Source organism: Paracoccus sp. J56 (assembly GCF_019633685.1).
Taxonomy (GTDB): domain Bacteria; phylum Pseudomonadota; class Alphaproteobacteria; order Rhodobacterales; family Rhodobacteraceae; genus Paracoccus; species Paracoccus kondratievae.
Map to the genome: position 1 here is coordinate 43,756 of NZ_JAFL01000005.1, position 18,999 is coordinate 62,754.

Sequence of the window (18,999 nt, forward strand, 5' to 3'; positions counted from 1 at the left end):
TGCGCCAGCGAGTACGATCCGGGGCGGTTACAGCACCGCCCCGATGCGCCACGGCACGAATTCCGCATCGCCATAACCAAAGATCTCGGACTTGCTGCGTTCACCCGAGGCGGTATCGAGGATCTTGTGATAGATCTCGGCGCCCATCTCTTGCAGCGAAACCTGTCCTTCGGCGACCTTGCCGCAGTTGATATCCATATCGTCCTGCATTGCCCGCCACAGCGCCGAATTTGAGGCAAGCTTCAGCGACGGCACAGGATGGGAACCGAAACAGGACCCACGCCCGGTGGTAAAGGCAATGACATTCGCGCCCGCCGCCACCTGTCCTGTCGCCGCCACGGGATCATAGCCGGGACTGTCCATATAGACGAGGCCGGGACCGCGGATCGGATCGGCATAACCATGCACCGCCGACACCGGCGCAAACCCCGCCTTGGCCACCGCGCCCAACGATTTTTCAAGGATCGTGGTGATCCCGCCGCGCTTGTTTCCGGGGCTGGGGTTGTTATCCAGACTGGCGCCATTCCCGCGGGTATACTCTTCCCACCAGCGGATCATCTGTTGCAGACGTTCGCCATCCCCGGCACTGGCCCGGGCGATCAGCAGATGCTCGGCGCCATATATCTCGGGCGTTTCGGACAGGATCGAGGTCCCGCCCGCCGCGACCAGCAGATCCGATGCAACACCAAGCGCCGGATTGGCGGTTATGCCCGAAAACCCGTCCGAGCCGCCACATTGCATCCCAAGCACCAGATCCGATACCGGCAGGCTGCGGCGGCGGTCGATATTGGCGCGCGCCGCAATGGGGCGCAGCCGTTCAAGCGCGCAGCGCACCGCCTCGGCCGAGCCGCCGACCTCTTGGATATTAAAGCTCGAGTGGCGCTGACGCGTCTCATCATCACGGTGATACAGGGTCAGCTGGTTGACCTCGCAACCCAGACCAACCAGCAGCACACCACCGAAATTGGGATGATCGCGATAGCCCTTGAGGACGCGCACCAGCAGAGCAAAGCCCTCACCCGCCGTGGCGATGCCGCAGCCCTGATCGTGGACAATGGGCACGAAGCCGTCGATGTTCGGAAACTCTGGCAACAGCCGGGCATTCGCCTCGCGCGCGATGGCATTACAGACGGTGGATGAGCAATTGACCGAGGCGATGATACCAATGAAATTACGCGTCCCTGCCCGACCATCGCTACGAGGAAAGCCCAGAAAGCTGCGCCTGTCGGGTGGCTCGGGCAGCCGCCCGGACTGACCAGAGGTCCGGCCCGGCGCACTCATCCCTACATTCTGGACATGCACATGCTGACCGGGCGCGATGGCAAAGGTCGCCTCGCCCATGACCTGCCCGTATTTGATGATCGGATCGCCAGCATTATGGGCGCGCAGCGCGAATTTGTGACCGGCAGGGACGGGCTCTGCGATGACGACCCCGAGCCGCGTTTCGCCAGGTTTCAGCGGTTGCAGGGCGATACCGACGCTATCACCGGGGGCAAGCAGCAGGGCGGCGGCGCTGTCAGCCATGGGCGTACCCCGCAGCGGCTGCCCGCGCCCCCTGCTGTATCAGCGCCCTCAATGCTCCGGTCAGATCGGCGGCAAAGCCCGCATCCTTGCGCAGGGCGGACGGAAACAACTCGGTCAGGGACAGAAATTCGCGCACCGTGCAGGCGGGATCGTCGCTCCACATGGCGGCAAGCCGCGCGGCAAGGGGATCGCGGACGTCAATCTCGGCCCCACGCTCGTCCCGACCTGAAACGTAGCGCATCCACGCCGCAACGGCGAGCGTCAGGCGCGGCACGCGGCGCCCTGCAGCGCGCGCCTCGGCAATGGTCGCAAGGACGCGTTGCGGCAGTTTCTGACTGCCATCCATGGCGATCTGCCATGTCCGGTGCCGGATCGCGGGATTGGCAAAGCGCAACGCCAGTGCCTTGGCATAATCACCCAGATCCTGTCCCGCAGGTGGTGTCAGCGTCGGGATGATCTCATCATGCCAAAGGCTGCGGACGAAACCGGTAAAGACCGGATCGGCCATGGTATCGGCAATGGTCTGATGCCCCGCCAGATAGCCCAGATAGGCCAGGCTCGAATGCGCGCCATTCAGCATCCGCAGCTTCATATGCTCGTAGGGCGTAACATCGGCGACCAGTTGCGCGCCCGCCGCCTCAAAGGCCGGGCGAGGGCCGCAGAAACGATCTTCGATCACCCATTGCCGGAATGGCTCGTGCAGGACGGGTGCTTCGTCGCGATAGCCACAGGTGGCCTCAAGCCTGTCCAGATCCGCAGGCGTGATCGCGGGAACGATGCGATCCACCATGGTCGAGGGGAAAGCCCCCTCGGCGGCGATCCAATCCGCCAGCGCAGGGTCGATCAGCCCGGCAAGTTCCAGCACCACACCACGCAGGACCCGGCCGTTCTCGGGCAGATTGTCGCAGCACAGCACGGTAAAGGGCGGCCGCCCGGCCGCCCGTCGCATGGCCAGAGCCCGGACCAGAAAACCCGGCGCGGATTGCGGAAGGGGATGCGCCAGATCATGCACGATGCGCGGGTGGTCGCGGTTCAGACGCCCGGTCGCGGGTTCGTGGCAATAGCCTTTTTCCGTCACCGTCAGGCTGACGATATGGGTGTCGGGTGCAGCCATGGCGTCCAGCACCGCCTGCGGGTTTTCGGGTGCGACCAGCACATCGCAAAGCACCGTCATCACCCGCGGCCTGTCACCTTCGGGGACAAGTTCCAGCGCGGTATAGGCCCAGCCCTGCGGGCGCAGCCGGTCGCGCGTATCCGGCGATTGCAACGAGACACCGATGATCCCCCAGCCCCCGGCCTCGGCCACATAGACCGCACCATGGGCGCGGAAAAACGCGCCAAGCCCCAGATGAACGATACCCGCCGGGGCTGTCGTCGGCGGGCGGCAAAGCCTATCTTGCAAGCCAGCCCCCATCGATGTTCAGCACCGCGCCATTGATGTAGTCCGAGGCAGGCGCAGCAAGGAACACCGCGCTTTGGCCGATATCCTCGGGCCGTCCCCAGCGTCCGGCCGGAATACGGTCAAGGATCGCCGCCGAACGCTTGGGGTCGTCACGCAGAGCCTGAGTGTTGTTCGTCTCGATATAGCCCGGCGCGATGGCGTTGACGTTCAACCCGCGCGAGGCCCATTCATTCGCCATCAGCCGGGTCAGCCCGGCCACACCATGTTTGCTGGCGGTATAAGAGGGCACGCGGATACCGCCCTGAAAGGACAAAAGCGAGGCGATGTTGATGATCTTGCCCCGCCCGCGCGGCAGGGCGGCGCGGGCAAAAGCCTGACAGGTAAAGAACAGTGCCTTCAGGTTCACATCAATTACCGCATCCCAATCGGCCTCGGTGAAATCGACCGCATCAGCGCGGCGGATGATACCCGCGTTGTTGACGAGAATGTCGATACGTTCCCGCGCAAAGACATCACGCGCAGCCATGGGATCACCGAAATCCAGCCGCATCTGCCGGCCACCACCTGTCAGCGCCAGCGTTTCGTCACAGTCGCGTCGGCCTGCGGCAATGACCTCGGCTCCGGCCTGCGCCATGGCAACGGCGATGGCCTGACCGATACCCGTATTCGCGCCCGTCACCAGCGCCACCTGACCTGCAAGGGAAAAGGGGTTCACCGCAGGTCCTCCGGCTGGACAAAGTCCATATCGGTGTAATCGACATTGTCGCCAGCCATCGCCCAGATAAAGGTATAACTGCCGATCCCCGCGCCGGAATGGATCGACCATGGGGGCGATATCACGGCCTCTTCGTTCGCGACAAAGATGTGCCGCGTTTCCTGCGGTTCACCCATCAGGTGCAGGACGCGCGACTGCGGCTCCATCCCGTGGTAGAGATAGGCTTCCATCCGCCGATCATGAACATGCGCGGGCATGGTGTTCCAGACCGAACCATCCTCAAGCGTAGTATAGCCCAGCACCAGTTGGCAGCTTTCCATCACCAGCGGGTGAATGAACTGCCGGATCGTACGCTTGTTCGAGGTCTCGACCGCGCCGGTTTTCATCTCTTTTGCATCGGCGACGGCGATCAAACGGCAAGGCAGCGCGCGATGCGCCGGACACGAGGCGATATAGAACCGACCCTGCCCGCCAAAGGTCACCGAACCCGATCCCATGCCGAGGTAAAGCACATCCCCAGGCTGCATCTGCCAGGTTTCACCGGCAGCCGAGACGGTGCCCGGCTGACCGATATTGACGATGCCCATCTCACGCCGTTCCAGAAAGCTGGCGGTCCGGGTTTCGGCGATCTGGTCCAGCACCAGCCTGGCGCCATCCGGCACCGCGCCGCCGATCACGAACCGGTCGTAATGGGTATAGACCAGCCGGATCTCACCATCCCGAAACAAGCCCTGTGCAAGGAAATGTTGCCGCAGAGTCTCGGTATCCATGGTTTTCGCATGGCTCGGGTGAACCGCCTGGCGGGTTTCAACATGGGTCACGGATCTCTCCTTTCACAGAAAATCGTCGCGGCGGGGGGTGAAGCTGTCGATCAGTTCGCCCGCCTCAAGGCAGATACAGCCATGCACCGCGCCCGAAGGGATGACGAAGGCATCGCCCGGCCCAACCTCGAACTCGCGGCCATCAACGGTAAAGCGATAGCGCCCCGAGCGGACATAGGTCGATTGCACATGCGGGTGACTGTGCAGGGCACCCCGGTCGTCCGCCGCGAAGGTAAACCGGACCACCATCAGCTCAGGCGCATGGGCCAGCACAGTACGGATCGGATCACCCATCACAGCCCCCGAAACAGCGCGGGCAGCCACAGCGACAGCGCCGGCACATAGGTCACCAGCATCAGCACAAGCAGCCCCGCCGCGTAAAAGGGCCAGACGCTGCGCATCGCCTCCCAGATTGAGATGCGGGCAACGGCAGCAGCAACGAATTGCACCGGTCCCAAAGGCGGCGTGTTCAGCCCGATACCAAGGTTCAGGATCATGATGACCCCGAAGTGCACCGGATCGATCCCGAACGCGCTGACCACGGGCAAAAAGATCGGCGTAGTGATGATGATCAGCGGGCTCATGTCCATGAAGGTGCCCAGCACCAGCAGCACGATGTTGATCAGCAGCAGGATGACAAAGGGATTGTCCGACACCGACCGCATCCAGTTCAGCGAGATCTGCGCCACATGCAGATAGGCCATCAGCCAGCCAAAGGCTCCCGCCATGCCGATGATCAGCAGGACCATCGACGTCGTGCGCACCGCCTGCTGCGTGGCGTGAACGAAATCGCGCCAGGACATGCTGCGATAGACGAGCACCGTCACGAGCAAGGCGTAGATCACCGCGATGCAAGAGCTTTCGGTGGCGGTAAATATCCCCGAACGCACTCCGCCAAAGATGATGGCGATAAGCAGCATCCCCGGCAGCGATTCCAGCAAAAAGCGGAACACCTTTGCCAGACCCGGGAAAGGCTCGGTCGGATAGCCCCGGCGTACGGCGACAATCCAGGCGGTGAACGACAGCGCCAGCGCCAGCAGCAGCCCCGGAATGATCCCGGCTGTGAACAGATCAGCAATGGAGATCCGTCCCCCGCCCGAGATTGAGTAGATGATCATATTGTGGCTGGGTGGCAGCATCAGTGCGATCAACGCCGCCATCGAGGTCACATTGACAGCGTAATCTGCGCCGTAACCGCGTTCCTTCATCTGCGGGATCATGATGCCGCCGACTGCGGCCGCCTCGGCCACTGCAGAGCCCGAGATGCCGCCAAACAGCGTCGATGCGGCGATGTTGACCTGCCCCAGCCCGCCCCGGACATGGCCGATCAGCGAGCCGGCAAAGCGCACGATCCGCCCCGCGATCCCACCCCGCACCATCAGGTCGCCGGCAAAGATAAAGAACGGGATCGCCATCAGCGTAAAAACCGAGATCCCCGCCGACAGGCGCTGGAACACCACAAGCGGCGGCAGACCCAGCCAGACCACCGTCGCAAAGCTGGAGATGCCAAGGCAAAACGCAATGGGCGTCCCGATCAGCATCAGCAGGGTAAAGACGCCAAAAAGAATAAGATATTCCATGATATTGCCCCGCCCCTGTCACGCTTCGGTCATCAGGATGTCTTCGGCGTCCTGCTGGGCCTCGGCCCGGCTGCCGCTCAGCCGTTGCAGCAGATGCTCAAGCACGAACAGCGTCATCAGCACCCCGCCGGCGAACAGCGGCATATAGCCAAAACCGCCGGGCAGCCGGATGACCGGCAAGGTCGTGCCCCAGGTCCTGACCATCAATTGCCAGCCATAGACCGCCATGCCGATGGCAAAGCACAGCACCGCCAGATCTGACAGGCCCTTCAGCCAGTTGCCTGCGCTGTCGGGCAGAAAGAACAGCAGCACGTCAAAACCCATGTGAAAGCTTTCGTGCACACCCACCGCCGAACCCAGAAAGATGAACCAGCTCATCAGCAGGATGGCCACCGGCTCGACCCAGAGCAGACTGTCGTTCATCACGTAGCGCATGAAGACCTGGGCAAAAACGATCAGCGTCATAAAGACCAGCCCGGCCCCCGCCAGCCACAGGCTGACCCGGCTGAGAAAGCCGTTCAGGCGCGACAATGCAGCTATGCCTGCCAGCATGGCACCCCCTCCTTGTTTTCTGAACGAAAAGGCCCGCAGCCATAGGGCGCGGGCCTGTATGTCACTGGGTTTCCCGGATACGTTTGACCAGGTCCCTGGCTTCGGGGGTGGTCACGTATTTCTCATAGACCGGGGCCATCGCCTCGATGAAGGCGGTCTTGTCCACGTCCTTGACGACCTCGGCACCGGCAGCGATGACCTTTTCTTCGCTGGCCTTTTCCTGTTCAGCCCAAAGCTTGCGTTGCAGCGTGGCCGAGTTCCGGGCCGCTGTGCGCATGATCTCCTGATCCCCGGGGGACAGCTTTTCCCAGCTGGTTTTTGAAACAGCGACCAGTTCGGGCACCATCAGGTGCTGATCCAGCGTAAAGTATTTCGCCACCTCGGCATGGCCCGAGCTGTCATAGCTGGGGAAATTATTCTCGGCCCCGTCGATGACGCCGGTCTGGATCGAGGAATAAACCTCGCCATAGGGCATCGGCGTGGCATTGGCGCCAAGCGCCGACATCATATCCACAAAGACGTCGTTCTGCATGACGCGGAACTTCATCCCCTTCAGGTCCTCGACCGTGCGGATCGGTTGCTTCGAATTGTAAAAGTTACGCGCACCGCCGTCGTAATAGGCCAGCGGGATCAGGCCGTGTTCCGCAAACTGACCGGCGATCTCTTCTCCGATCGGGCCGTCCAGCACCTTATGCAGATGATCCTCGGAGCGATAGAGATATGGCAGCGAGGTGGTTTGCGTGACCGGCACGATGTCGTTGAACGACCCGAATGAGGCGCGCACCATGTCGATGACCCCGAACTGGGTCTGTTCGATCGTGTCCTTTTCCTCGCCAAGCTGGGACGAAGGAAAGACCTCAATACAAATGCGGCCGCCGGTCTTTTCCTTGACCTCGGCCGCCATTGCCTTGACGCCCTCGACAGTCGGATATCCATCCGGATGCGTGTCGGACGAGCGCAGGGTGGTTTCACATTCTGCGCTGGCTGCCCCGGCCAGCGCAGCCGTGACAAGAAAGGCGGTAAGTACGGTATCAAGCAGTTTCATGTCATCCTCCCCGATGAACATTCAAAGTCGATAGGCCCTCTTGGCGAGGCCATAGGTCAGTTCATGCGCCAGCGGCGGCGCTTCTTCGCTGTCCAGCCGGCCTGTGGCGACCAGCGTGGCCAGAAATGCGCAATCCACCCGCCGCGCCACGTCATGCCGGGCAGGGATTGAGCAAAAGGCGCGGGTGTCGTCGTTGAAACCGACGGTATTGCTGAACCCGGCCGTCTCGGTTGTCATCTCGCGAAAACGACGCATGCCCTCAGGACTGTCGTGAAACCACCACGGCGGGCCAAGGCGCAGGCAGGGATAGGCCCCGGCCAGCGGCGCAAGCTCGCGGGCGTAGCTGCTTTCGTCCAGCGTAAACAGGATCACCGTCAGATCGGGGCACATTCCCACCGCGTTCAAAAGCGGCCGCAAGGCGGTGACGTAATCGGTACGGCCGGGAATATCGAACCCCTTATCCCTGCCGAACATCGCCATCACTGCGTCCGAGTGATTACGCCGTGAACCCGGATGAATTTGCAGCACCAGCCCATCCTCAAGGCTCATGCGTGCCATCTCGGTCAGCATATGGCCGCGAAAGGCGTCGGCCTCGGCCGGGGTGCAGTCGCCGCGCAGCGCCTTTTGAAACAGCGCAGCCGCCTCGGCCTGCGGCAGATCCTCGGTCCGCGCGCTGGGGTGACCGTGATCGGATGAGGTTGCACCGAACTCGCGGAAATAGGCGCGGCGGGCCCGATGCGCAGCCAGATAGCCTGCCCAGGTCGCAGTATCAAAACCGGTCTGCTGACCCAGCAGCGCGACATTATCGGCAAAGCCGGGCATTTCAGGGTCGATCACCCCATCAGGGCGATAGGCCGTCACCACCCTGCCCCGCCAGCCCGACTCGCGGATTGCGCGGTGCCAGCGCAGATCGTCCGTCGCCGCCTCGGTCGTGGCCAGAACCTCGATACCGAAACGCTCATATAGCGCACGCGGCAGGAACTCGGGCCGGGTCAGACAGTCCGAGATATGGTCGTAATACCAATCCGCGGTTTGTGCCGACAGGCGCCGGTCGATGCCAAAGACATGCTGAAAGGAATGGTCCAGCCACAGACGCGACGGTGTGCCGGCAAAGAGGTGATAATTGCTGGCAAAAAGCCGCCAGATCTTGCGCCCATCCGTCTCAGTCGGGCCGCCGTCGACGCGCGGCACGCCCAGATCGGTCAGCGCCACCCCCTGCGAGGCAAGCATACGGAACAGGTAATGATCAGGCGTGACGAATAGCTGCGCCGGATCGGGAAAAGGCTGATTTTCGGCAAACCAGCGCGGATCGGTATGGCCATGCGGGCTGACGATCGGCAGGTCGCGCACATCCTCGTATAGCGCACGCGCCAGATCGCGCAGCGCGGGTTCGGGTGGAAACAACCGATCCTCGTCCAGCAACGGCATTCGCAACCCCCTCCCGAATCGCCTTGCAGTTCCTCTAGTCATCTAATATGCTAGTCTGGCAATGTGGTCAACGTTATGGTTTCGCTGATGCCGACAGATGCCGCCGCCCTGCCCATTCTTGACGACCTGCGCCCGCGCACGGTGACCGATCAGGTTTATGACGCGCTTTATCAACGGGTTATCAACCTGACCCTGCCCCCTGGTGCCCGCCTGTCCGAGGCAGAGGTTGCGGCGCAGATGGGCGTTTCGCGTCAGCCGGTCCGCGATGCATTCTTTCGCCTGTCCCAGCTTGGCTTTATTCAGATCCGCCCGCAGCGTGCGACCATCGTGACGCAAATCTCGGCCGGGGCGATCCGTCAGGCGCATTTCATCCGGCTGGCGCTTGAAACCGCCTGCATGCGCGAGGCGGCCCGTATCCTGACATCGCAGGATCATGACGCGCTTGCCGATCTGATCGACCGGCAAGAGGTCGCCATCCGCGCCGACGACCGCAGCAGCTTTCACGAGCTGGACGACCAGTTTCACCACGACATCTGCGCGGCCTCGGGGCTGGAGTTCGTCTGGACCTTGGTCAAGGACAACAAAGGTCACATGGACCGCGCCCGCTATCTGTCGCTGTCCTATAACGCGCATAACGCGTGGGAAGAGCATAAGATGATCCTTGCCGCCCTGCGCGAACGGGATGAGGAAAAGGCCGTAGCCGCCATTGATCTGCACCTGTCGCGCATTCATGGCACACTGGATCGGCTGCGCGTCGAGCAACCCGAAATGCTGGGGTTGTAAGGTCCGTTGCCAGGGTTGTGACCGCGACGGCAATGGACTTCGCACCCGCCGGCTTCTATCCTGTATCCATGTTTTCGCGCCTTGTTGCCATGCTTGCCATAACCGTGTTCGCCGCCATGTCAGCGGCAACCCCGGCGCATGCGGCGCGGCTTGGTGCCGAGCCGGACCACGCGATTCATGTCAGCGAGATGATGCAGGTGGCGGACTGCAACCAAGTGCCCTGCCACGGTGAAAAGCATCGCAGCCCCATTGATCCCGGCGGTTGCGAGCTGCTTTGCACCGGCCTTTCGGCACTGCTGGCGCCTGTGGCCGAAGGCACGGGCCGCGATGTTTTGCGCAACCGCCATGCCCTGCCTTTGGGCACAACCGTTGCCGGTCAGACGCCTGCGCTGAACGAGCCGCCTCCCAAACCTCGTCTCCTTTGATCGCGCCCGGGCCCTTTGGCCCAGGGCGTTTCGTCAATTCCAGTGAACAGGACCATCCGTCCCGAGGAGACAATCATGAATACGATTTCCCGACGCGGCATCCTTGCCGCCGGCGCTGCCGTGCTGGCCTGTGTCCATCTGCCCCGCACCGCTTCGGCCAAAGAGGCCGCCCCGCTGAACCTGCGCGCCACCAGCCGGGTGCTGGATATCGACGGCCGCGCCGCCTCTGTCTGGGGTCTTGCCGGGCCGAACGGGCAGGGCCTGACGCTTGATCCCGGCACGCGTTTCCGGGTCGATCTGCGCAATGAGCTTGATGCCAGAACGCTGATCCACTGGCACGGCCAGATCCCACCGAACGCCCAGGATGGGGTGCCGGACATGCCGATGCCGATGCTCGCCCCCGGGGAAAGCCGCGCCTATGACTTTGCACCCCTGCCCGGCACCTATTGGATGCACGCCCATGTGCCGCTGCATGAAATGCGCCTGCTGGCCGCGCCGCTGATCATACGCACTGCCGAGGATATCTCCAGCGACCGGCAAGAGGTGGTGATGTTCCTGCACGATTTCTCGTTCAAGACCCCGGAAGAGGTGATGGCCGAGATTCTGGGCGGGCATGGGATGGCCGCAGATCACGGCAGCGGCCATGGGGCCGAGCCGGCCGGCATGGCCGCAATGGACCATGGCGCGATGATGGGTATGGGCGCCATGGGTGACATGAACGGCATGGCGATGGATCTGAACGACTACGACTGGGACGCCTATCTTGCCAATGACCGCACGCTTTCGGACCCGGAAGTGGTGCAGGTCGAACGCGGCGGGCGCATCCGCCTGCGGGTAATCAACGCCGCAGCAGCAACGGTGTTCTGGATCGAGACCGGGCAGGCCCCGGCGCGGCTGGTCGCGGTGGACGGACATGCGGTTCAGCCGCTTGCGGGCAACCGGTTCGGCCTTGCCATGGGGCAGCGGCTGGATCTTGAAATCGACCTGCCGCCCGAGGGCGGTGCCTGGCCAATCCTTGCGCTGCGAGAGGGTGCGCGCGAACGCACTGGTCTGATTCTGGCCACACAAGGGGCCGAGGTCCGGCGCCTTGACACCATGGCAGAGACAGCCGCGCCCGCCTTTGACACCGATCTGGCGCAAGAGACACATCTGACCGCCGCCGATCCCCTGCCGGACCGGCCGGTCGAGCGCCGGCATATGGTAATGCTTGGCGGCTCGATGCAACCCTATGTCTGGACCATTGACGGCGCGGTCTGGGGACGTCACCGCCCGCTGGCCGCGACCAGCAAAGAGCGGGTCGTACTGTCCTTTCACAACATGTCGATGATGGGCCATCCGATGCATTTGCACGGCCATGTGTTCCAGGTCGTCGGACTGAACGGCCGCGCGGTCAGAGGCGCGTTGCGCGATACCGTCTATGTGCCGCCGATGTCGATGGTCGATGTGGCTTTGGATGCGGGTGAGGCCGCGCGATGGATGCTGCATTGTCACCATATGCCGCATCTTGAAACCGGCATGATGACCGAATTCGCGGTCAGTGCATAAGGTCCGCTTTCAGCGCCCGCCGACGCGTTGCAGGTTCAGGCCTGCAACGCAAAGACCCGCCCCATAACGGGTGGCAAAGCTACTGAACGGCCCGTATTGATCGCCATGGGCGGGCACGAACACGCCCGCCCTAATCCTGTCATCAGCCAAGATCGGCAGGCAGCAGTTCCGCGGGAAGGTTCTGATAGCAGACCGGACGCAGGAACCGGCGAATTGCCATGGTGCCGACCGAGGTCGCCCCGAAGTTCGTCGAGGCTGGATAGGGGCCGCCATGGACCATGGCGTCGCAGACCTCGACCCCGGTTGGATAACCGTTGATCAGGATCCGCCCTGCCTTACGCTCCAGCACCGGCATCAGCCGCGCGGCAACCTGCGCGTCACCAGCATCCATATGCAAGGTGGCGGTCAGCTGCCCGGCAAGACCAAGCGCCAGCTCTTGCATCGTCCCGATCGAAGGGACCCGTACGACAAGGCCAAGCGGACCAAAGACCTCTTCTGCCAGAGAGTGATCGGACAGGAAGGCCGAGGCCGGAACTTCGTAAAGGTTCGGCCCGACATCCCGGCCCGTGCTGTTGGTGACATGGACAGGACGCACCGGATTGCCGGCATCAAGCCGCGCCTTGCCAGCCCGATAGGCATCGGCCATGGCAGCGGTCAGCATGGTCTGCGGGGCGACAGCTGCCAGCGCCTCGGCTGTCGCAGCGACAAGCGCATCGCCCGCGGCACCTTCGGGGACGATGGCAATGCCGGGTTTCGTGCAAAGCTGGCCCGCGCTGCCCGTCATGGACACAGCCCAACCCTGCCCGATCTGTGCACCGCGCGCCTTCAGCGCTTCGGGCAGGATGAACATCGGATTGACCGAGCCAAGCTCGCCAAAGAAGGGGATCGGCTCGGGCCGCGCGGCGCAAAGGTCAAACAGCGCCCTGCCCCCGCCGAGGCTGCCGGTAAAGCCCACCCCCCTGATCAGCGGATGCTGGACCAGCGCCGAGCCGACCTTGCGGTCGCCGCCCTGCACCAGCGAAAAGACCCCGGGATGAACGCCGCAGCCCTGAATGGCGGCGTGGATCGCCTCGGCCACGATCTCGCTGGTGCCGGGATGGGCCGAATGGCCCTTGACCACCACCGGGCAGCCCGCCGCCAAAGCCGAGGCCGTGTCACCCCCGGCAACCGAAAAGGCGAGCGGAAAGTTCGAGGCACCAAAAACCGCAACCGGCCCGATCGGACGCTGGATCAGACGCAGATCCGGGCGCGGCAAAGGCTGGCGATCCGGCAGGGCCGGATCATGCCTGCGGTCCAGATACTCCCCCTCCAGGATGGTCCTGGCAAAAAGCCGCAACTGTCCGGTCGTGCGGCCGCGCTCTGCGTTCAGGCGCGCCTCGGGCAGGCCGGTTTCACGGGTGCCGATCCCGGTAATCTCGGGACCGCGGGCCTCGATCTCATCGGCGATGGCGTTCAGGAAGGCGGCACGTTCTTCGCGCGTGCTGTAGCCATAGGCCCAAAAGGCCTTTTCGGCGGCCTGCGCGGCGCGGTCAATCAGCTCGATCGTGCCCACCGAGAAATGGTCGGCCTGCCCCCATGCGGGCTCATTGCGGAATGTCTCATCCGTGGCGATCCATTCGCCGGCGATCAGATGCCTGCCATGCGGAGTGAACGTCATTTCTTGCCTTTCCTGGAGTTTTGGCGGGTCAGCCGAAATAGCGAACCCGGATGGCGTCGATGGCCACGGCGATAAAGATCATCACACCGCCGATCATGCCGACATAGAACGAGGGAACGTTGATGATCGCCAGCCCGACCTGAATGACCGTCAACAGCAGCACGCCGCCCAGCACGCCCCGCACATTGCCGCGACCGCCAAAGACGCTGACCCCGCCGATGATCGGGGCGGCGATGGCATAAAGCAGATAGCTCGACCCCTGGTTCGACGTGATCGCCATCTGCCATGAGGCAAGCAGGAACCCCGCAAGCGCCGCCAGAAAACCCGAGATGGTATAGGTGATGACCTTGATGCGGTCGACGCGGATCCCGGCCGAGTTCGAGGCGACGGGATTGCCGCCCACCGCATAGATCGAGCGCCCCAGCACAGTGCGTTGCAGCACCACGCCCATCACCGCAAGCGCAAGCAGGAACACCACCGGCATGATCGGCCAACCGCCAATGGTCGCCTGCCCGATCCAGACATAGCCGTCCGCAAGATTGGTCAGCGTCTTGCCCTGCGTCAGCACCAGCAACGCGCCTTGCAGGATGATCATCATCGACAGGGTTTCGATCAGCGAAACCATCTTGAGCCGGGTGATACAAAAGCCGTTGAAAAACCCGATAAAGGTACCCACGGCCAGCCCTGCCAGCATGGCGATGAACCACGGCAGCCCCAGATCCGAATAGGCAAGTGCCCCGACAGCCGCCGAAAAACCGGCATTGGCGGGGATCGACAGGTCAATCTCGGCCACCAGCAACGGCAGGGCAACCGCCAGACCCAGCATGCCCAGCACCGTCGCCTGGACCATCACGTTTTGCAGGTTGAAGACGGTCAGGAAATAGTCGTTGAACGCGCCAAAGATCGCCACCAGCGCGATCAGCCAGATCCAGACGACATTGTGCAGCACCCAGCCCAGCACTGCGTGACCACTGGCCTTGTCCTTTGCCATGCCGACGCCTGGCGCGGCATTGACCGTTGCGTTGCTCATAGCCGGTTCTCCTTTCGGGGGGCGCGTCATGCCTGCACCGAGGCGCGCAGACGCTCGACAGAGATTTCATCTCCGCTCAGGGTTTCCTTGATGCTGCCATGGTCAAAGACGCAGACCCGGTCGGTGGCGCGCACCAGCTCATCAGTGTCGGTCGAAACGATGATCACCGACACTCCGGTATCGCTAAGCTCGTCGATGATGCGCAGCACATCCTGCTTGACGCCGACGTCGATCCCGCGCGTCGGCTCATCAACGATCAGCAGGCGCGGATTCGTTGCCAGCACCCGCCCAAGGCACACTTTCTGCTGATTGCCGCCGCTAAGCGTATCGACCGCATATTCCGGCCCCGGAGCCTTGACGCCCATCGCGCCGAAATAGCGCGCGACAACCCCGGCCTCGGCCTTGTGGTCGATAAAGCCCATCCGCGAACGTGCATTCAGCGATGACAGCGCGATATTGTCGCCAATCGACATTTGCCCGACGGCCCCGTCCTTGCGCCGGTCGTCGGAAAGATAGGCGATGCCCGCGTCGAAAGCGGCGCGCGGGTTGCCCGGCAAGGCAGTTTCATGCCCGTCAAGCCAGATCAAGCCGGATGCCGGATGCAGCCCAAAGATCGCGCGCGCCAGCTCTTTGGCGCCTGCGCCGGGCAGGCCGGTAAAGCCCAGAACCTCACCCGGCGCGATATCCAGCGCCTCGACTGACAGGTTCTTGCCAGCCACCTTGCGCAACCTGACGGCAGGTGCCTTGCCCGAATGATCGCGGCGGTGGCGCTGAAACAGCTCAAGCCCGCGTCCAAGCACCAGCTCTGTCAGCTGTTCAGAGCTTAGCGCGGCGACATCCTCGGATCCGCCAGCCAGACTGCCGTCGCGCAGCACCGAAACCGCGTCGCAGATTTCCAGGATCTCGTCATTGTAATGCGAGATAAAGATGAAGGTGACGCCCTGAGCCTTGAGCCTGCGCATAAAGTCGAAAAGGGCGCGGCGGTCGGCCACGGTCAGCGCGGCGGTCGGCTCATCCAGGATGATGACCCTGCCGCCCGAAAACATGGCCCGCAGGATGTTCAGCTTGCGACGCGACACCGCATCCAGACGACCGGCGGTGACCGAGCCGTCAATCCCCGACCCGGCCAGCATTCGCGCCGCATCGGCGCGCAGCTTTTTCCAGTCCACGAAACCGCCGCGGTTCGGCCAGATGCCGAGCATCAGGTTCTCCGCCGCGGTCATGTTGTCGATGATCATCGGCTCTTGCGTGACCAGAAAGACGCCGGCCTCTTCCATCGCCTTGACATCGACCTGCTCCAACGGCCGGCCATCCATCAGGATGCGCCCGGATGTCGGGGTGTTCTGGCCCGAGATGATGCCAACAAGTGTCGATTTTCCGGCACCATTCTCGCCCAGAAGGCCATGAATCGTACCGCGGCGGATTTCCAGCGACACACCGCGCAGCGCCCTGACAGCACCATAGGTCTTTGTCACGTCCTCGATCCGCAGGATCGTGTCAGCGGCCATATCCATGCCGCGCGTGTCATGAACTGTCATCGCATCCCTCCCCGGACCTCAAACGGCCGGAGCGCGAACCGCTCCGGCAAGGATCGCAATGCGGCGATCAGGTATAGGGAATGCCCCATTCCTTTTCGGCCACAGCACCCCAGTGACGCGGATCGGCCGCATTATCGCCGTTGATGACAAAGGGCGGGATAATCAGCGTCGGACCGGTCTTGCCCTCGACGATCTCGCCCTTTTCCCAGAAATATTTCTGGTTCTCATAGGCGCCGATCGGCACCGCCTCGCCCTTGAGCGCATGTTTGACGATCATCTCGACAGCGATCTCGCCATAGGCGATCGGGTCTTGCGAGACGCAGGCGTCCATATAGCCTTCCTGAATCCATTTCAGCGCGACCGGCTCACCGTCGATATTGACAAAGATGACATGGCCATCCTCGCCCACCTTCTTCCAGCGGCCCTTTTGCTGCAACGCCGTGGCGATGCCGCGTGCGGGCGAATCCGAAGGCGCGTGGACCGCGTCCAGATCGGGATATTCCGACAGGGTCGACAGCGTCACCGACAGCATCTGTTCAAGCTGACCTTCGGTCGGGCGGTCCAGATACCTGATGTCGGGATATTGCGCAAAGACCGAGTCCATCCCCTCTTTGCGCAGCCGCCACGCCACGGATGCCAAGGCACCATAGCAGTTCAGAACCGTGCCTTTGGGGCTGCCGTGTTTCTTGATCAGCCGGTCCACGATCTCTTGCGCGGCCATGACGCCGCCCTGGAAGTTGTCAAAGCTGACGGTGATCGCGACATCGCCGCCATCGGCGGGCGTGTCGATGATGCCGACCGGGATATTCTGGCGATTATAGCGCCGGATCGCCGAGACGATGGCCTGGCTGTCGATCGGATCCGAGATGATGGCCGAAGGCTTGGACAAAAGCAGGCTCTGCCATTGTTCAAGCTGTCGGGTGTTGTCGAAATTCGCATTGGTGGCCTGAAAATCACCACCGGCCGCAGCGACGGCGCGTTTGACCGCCTCTTCCTGGATCACAAAGAAATAGTAATCGAGGCTCTTGTTCGAATAAGGGATCGACAAGGCGCCCTGCGCGAAAGCGCGCGGCCCCATCAACGCCCCCAATCCCAGCGCCGCACCCCCTGCAAGTACGTTGCGCCGGCTGATTCCGATCTGCCTGGTCATGGCTCCCTCCCCAGAGTTTTCTGGTATGTAGTAATACTAGATATTCTCTGATTCTGTCAAGCAAACCCGCCGATGAGCTTGCTGTTTATTAGCAGATAATCCCCACGAACCGACGGGTTTTTCTAGGAAATTTTGCAATCTTCGTCTGCCCCGCGCAGGAACTGCCCGCGCGGGTCTGCTTTTTGGGCGGATTTGAAGTTTTACTAGATCAGCGCATCTTTACATAGGACGTACCGTCGAAACAGCCGACGACCATGCCGGCCGCCTCGCGGGTGAAAAGCCCGTTCTCGACCACGCCCGGAATGCGGTTCAGTTCGATTTCCAAAGCTGCGGGATCAGCGATCACCGGGCCGCAATGGCAATCAAGGATAAAGTTGCCGCTGTCTGTCACCACGGGCTGATCATCGCGCATACGCCGTTCAATGCGGACACCCTCGATACCATGCCTGGCGAGGGTGCGTGCCACCATGCGCTGTGTCTGTTTCCAGGCAAACTGCACCACCTCGACGGGCAAAGGAAACTTGCCAAGGCAATCTACGATCTTGGTCTCATCGCACACACAGATCATCTGCTTTGAGGCATGTGCAATGATCTTTTCCCACAACAGACAGGCGCCACCGCCCTTGATCATGTTAAAGCTGCGATCAATTTCGTCCGGGCCATCCACGGTCAGGTCCAGTTCGCCGATATCATTGGGATCAGTGATTTCGATACCCACTTCGCGGGCCACGTCGATGGTCGAACGCGAGGTCGTGGTGCAGGTCAGCTTCAGCCCTTGGGCGACGTGTTTGCCCAGTTCGCGCACAAAGAAATGCGACGTGGTCCCCGAACCAAGGCCCAGCTTCATCCCGTCATGGATAAAGTCCTGGATCACCCGGCGCCCCGCGAGTTTCTTGGCTTCGTCTTGCTGGCTCATTCCTGTCTCCTCCGGCGCGGACCCTGCCGCACATCTTCATGGTCTTCAGATCTTGTCCGTCTGCCAGCTATCCAGTGCCGGAAGCTGGTCGGGGAACTCGCTGCCACTGGCGATGGCAATGGCGGTCACCAGCATATTGGTGACCAGATGATGGTTCAGCCGCGAGGCAAGGGGCGTCATCAGCTCGGTCCGGTCATAGGGCAGGACCGCGATGACCGCGTCCGAAACACGGGCAAGCGGGCTGTCTGCGGCCGCGACCGAAACCACGCGGGCACCCCCGGCGCGGGCGGCAATCGCGACCTCGACCATCTGTTTGGTATGGCCGGATTGCGAAAAGATCAGCGCGACCTCACCCGGGCGTGCGCGTTCGGCGTGCATCCATTGCCGTTGCTTGCCCAGCAGCGCCTGACAGCGCATCCCCAGCCGCTGAAACTTGTGTTCGGCGTCCAGAGCGTTCACCTCGGAAATGCCGGTGGCATAGATGCCGGTCCAGCTTGCCGCCTGCAAAAGCCGCGCGCCCTCGCCCACCTGCTCGGGGTCCAGATCCTCGGCCAGCCGCTGTACCGCGTTCAGCGAGTTGCGGCAGGTCTTGCGCACGATATTGGCGACGCTGTCCTGCGGCGTGATCTGCTCATAAGCAAAGGGGGCCGACGGCACGAGGCTTTGCGCAAGGTTCAGCTTGAAGTCCTGATAGCCTTCGAACCCGAACCGGCGGCAAAAGCGCATGATCGTCGGATCGCTGACCGAACACAGTTCCGACAGCCGCGCCATGCTCATATGGATCACCTCTGACGGAGAGGCGCCGACATAATCGGCAACCCGCCGCTCGGCCGGGCGCATTTCGTCGCGTTCGTGCAAAATTCGCTGCAGCAGGCTGACGGTCATCGC

General features: G+C 62.6%; 18 protein-coding genes. 3 read left to right on the plus strand and 15 right to left on the minus strand.

Features of this window, described 5'->3' with window-relative positions:
• Positions 1-27 precede the first annotated feature (27 nt).
• The 9 genes from M511_RS05065 to uxaC form a co-directional block, all read right to left on the minus strand.
• Positions 28-1,524: a UxaA family hydrolase gene (locus M511_RS05065; protein ID WP_085501539.1), complete on the minus strand. Its 1,497-nt coding sequence runs from the start codon at positions 1,522-1,524 to the stop codon at positions 28-30.
• On the minus strand, positions 1,517-2,938 hold the full coding sequence (locus M511_RS05070) for a mannitol dehydrogenase family protein (protein WP_085501540.1): 1,422 nt from the start codon (positions 2,936-2,938) through the stop codon (positions 1,517-1,519). The genes M511_RS05065 and M511_RS05070 overlap by 8 nt, the downstream gene beginning before the upstream one ends.
• Positions 2,916-3,641, minus strand: coding sequence for a 2-dehydro-3-deoxy-D-gluconate 5-dehydrogenase KduD (gene kduD / locus M511_RS05075; protein ID WP_139824534.1), 726 nt, complete (start codon positions 3,639-3,641; stop codon positions 2,916-2,918). Before kduD ends, M511_RS05070 begins: the two co-directional genes overlap by 23 nt.
• The gene (gene kduI / locus M511_RS05080) at positions 3,638-4,462 is read right to left on the minus strand and encodes a 5-dehydro-4-deoxy-D-glucuronate isomerase (protein ID WP_085501542.1); all 825 of its coding nucleotides are present in this window, start codon (positions 4,460-4,462) and stop codon (positions 3,638-3,640) included. Before kduI ends, kduD begins: the two co-directional genes overlap by 4 nt.
• Before the next feature lie 12 nt (positions 4,463-4,474).
• Positions 4,475-4,756 (minus strand): cupin domain-containing protein, encoded by a 282-nt coding sequence (locus M511_RS05085; RefSeq protein WP_085501543.1) that lies wholly within the window; start codon positions 4,754-4,756, stop codon positions 4,475-4,477.
• Entirely contained in the window at positions 4,756-6,042 is a 1,287-nt protein-coding gene (locus tag M511_RS05090; protein WP_085501544.1) for a TRAP transporter large permease, read from the minus strand. Before M511_RS05090 ends, M511_RS05085 begins: the two co-directional genes overlap by 1 nt.
• Positions 6,043-6,060: 18 nt before the next feature.
• The gene (locus M511_RS05095) at positions 6,061-6,594 is read right to left on the minus strand and encodes a TRAP transporter small permease (protein ID WP_085501545.1); all 534 of its coding nucleotides are present in this window, start codon (positions 6,592-6,594) and stop codon (positions 6,061-6,063) included.
• 61 nt (positions 6,595-6,655) lie between these two features.
• Complete coding sequence (locus tag M511_RS05100) at positions 6,656-7,639, minus strand: TRAP transporter substrate-binding protein (protein WP_085501612.1); 984 nt, start codon at positions 7,637-7,639, stop codon at positions 6,656-6,658.
• Positions 7,640-7,660: 21 nt separating this feature from the next.
• On the minus strand, positions 7,661-9,067 hold the full coding sequence (gene uxaC / locus M511_RS05105; RefSeq protein ID WP_085501546.1) for a glucuronate isomerase: 1,407 nt from the start codon (positions 9,065-9,067) through the stop codon (positions 7,661-7,663).
• An 87-nt stretch (positions 9,068-9,154) separates the two neighbouring features.
• Between uxaC and M511_RS05110 the strand changes: the two genes are divergently transcribed.
• The 3 genes from M511_RS05110 to M511_RS05120 all read left to right on the plus strand — a co-directional run bounded on the left by M511_RS05110 (position 9,155) and on the right by M511_RS05120 (position 11,820).
• A complete protein-coding gene (locus M511_RS05110; RefSeq protein WP_139824535.1) occupies positions 9,155-9,850 on the plus strand; it encodes a GntR family transcriptional regulator in 696 nt (231 codons plus the stop codon).
• A 68-nt stretch (positions 9,851-9,918) separates the two neighbouring features.
• Complete coding sequence (locus M511_RS05115) at positions 9,919-10,275, plus strand: hypothetical protein (RefSeq protein WP_139824536.1); 357 nt, start codon at positions 9,919-9,921, stop codon at positions 10,273-10,275.
• 75 nt (positions 10,276-10,350) lie between these two features.
• Positions 10,351-11,820, plus strand: a complete 1,470-nt coding sequence (locus M511_RS05120) for a multicopper oxidase family protein (RefSeq protein WP_085501549.1) — start codon at positions 10,351-10,353, stop codon at positions 11,818-11,820.
• Between the two features lie 142 nt (positions 11,821-11,962).
• Here the strand turns inward: M511_RS05120 and M511_RS05125 are convergent, their stop codons facing one another.
• From M511_RS05125 to M511_RS05150, 6 genes are all read right to left on the minus strand, one after another.
• The gene (locus tag M511_RS05125) at positions 11,963-13,477 is read right to left on the minus strand and encodes an aldehyde dehydrogenase (NADP(+)) (protein WP_085501550.1); all 1,515 of its coding nucleotides are present in this window, start codon (positions 13,475-13,477) and stop codon (positions 11,963-11,965) included.
• 28 nt (positions 13,478-13,505) lie between these two features.
• Positions 13,506-14,507, minus strand: coding sequence for an ABC transporter permease (locus M511_RS05130; protein WP_176224512.1), 1,002 nt, complete (start codon positions 14,505-14,507; stop codon positions 13,506-13,508).
• A gap of 26 nt (positions 14,508-14,533) precedes the next feature.
• A complete protein-coding gene (locus M511_RS05135; RefSeq protein WP_085501551.1) occupies positions 14,534-16,045 on the minus strand; it encodes a sugar ABC transporter ATP-binding protein in 1,512 nt (503 codons plus the stop codon).
• A 67-nt stretch (positions 16,046-16,112) separates the two neighbouring features.
• The gene (locus M511_RS05140; RefSeq protein ID WP_010399500.1) at positions 16,113-17,195 is read right to left on the minus strand and encodes a sugar ABC transporter substrate-binding protein; all 1,083 of its coding nucleotides are present in this window, start codon (positions 17,193-17,195) and stop codon (positions 16,113-16,115) included.
• A gap of 208 nt (positions 17,196-17,403) precedes the next feature.
• A complete protein-coding gene (gene rpiA / locus M511_RS05145; RefSeq protein WP_085501552.1) occupies positions 17,404-18,111 on the minus strand; it encodes a ribose 5-phosphate isomerase A in 708 nt (235 codons plus the stop codon).
• A gap of 45 nt (positions 18,112-18,156) precedes the next feature.
• Positions 18,157-18,996, minus strand: a complete 840-nt coding sequence (locus M511_RS05150; RefSeq protein WP_010399503.1) for a MurR/RpiR family transcriptional regulator — start codon at positions 18,994-18,996, stop codon at positions 18,157-18,159.
• Between the last annotated feature and the right edge of the window lie 3 nt (positions 18,997-18,999).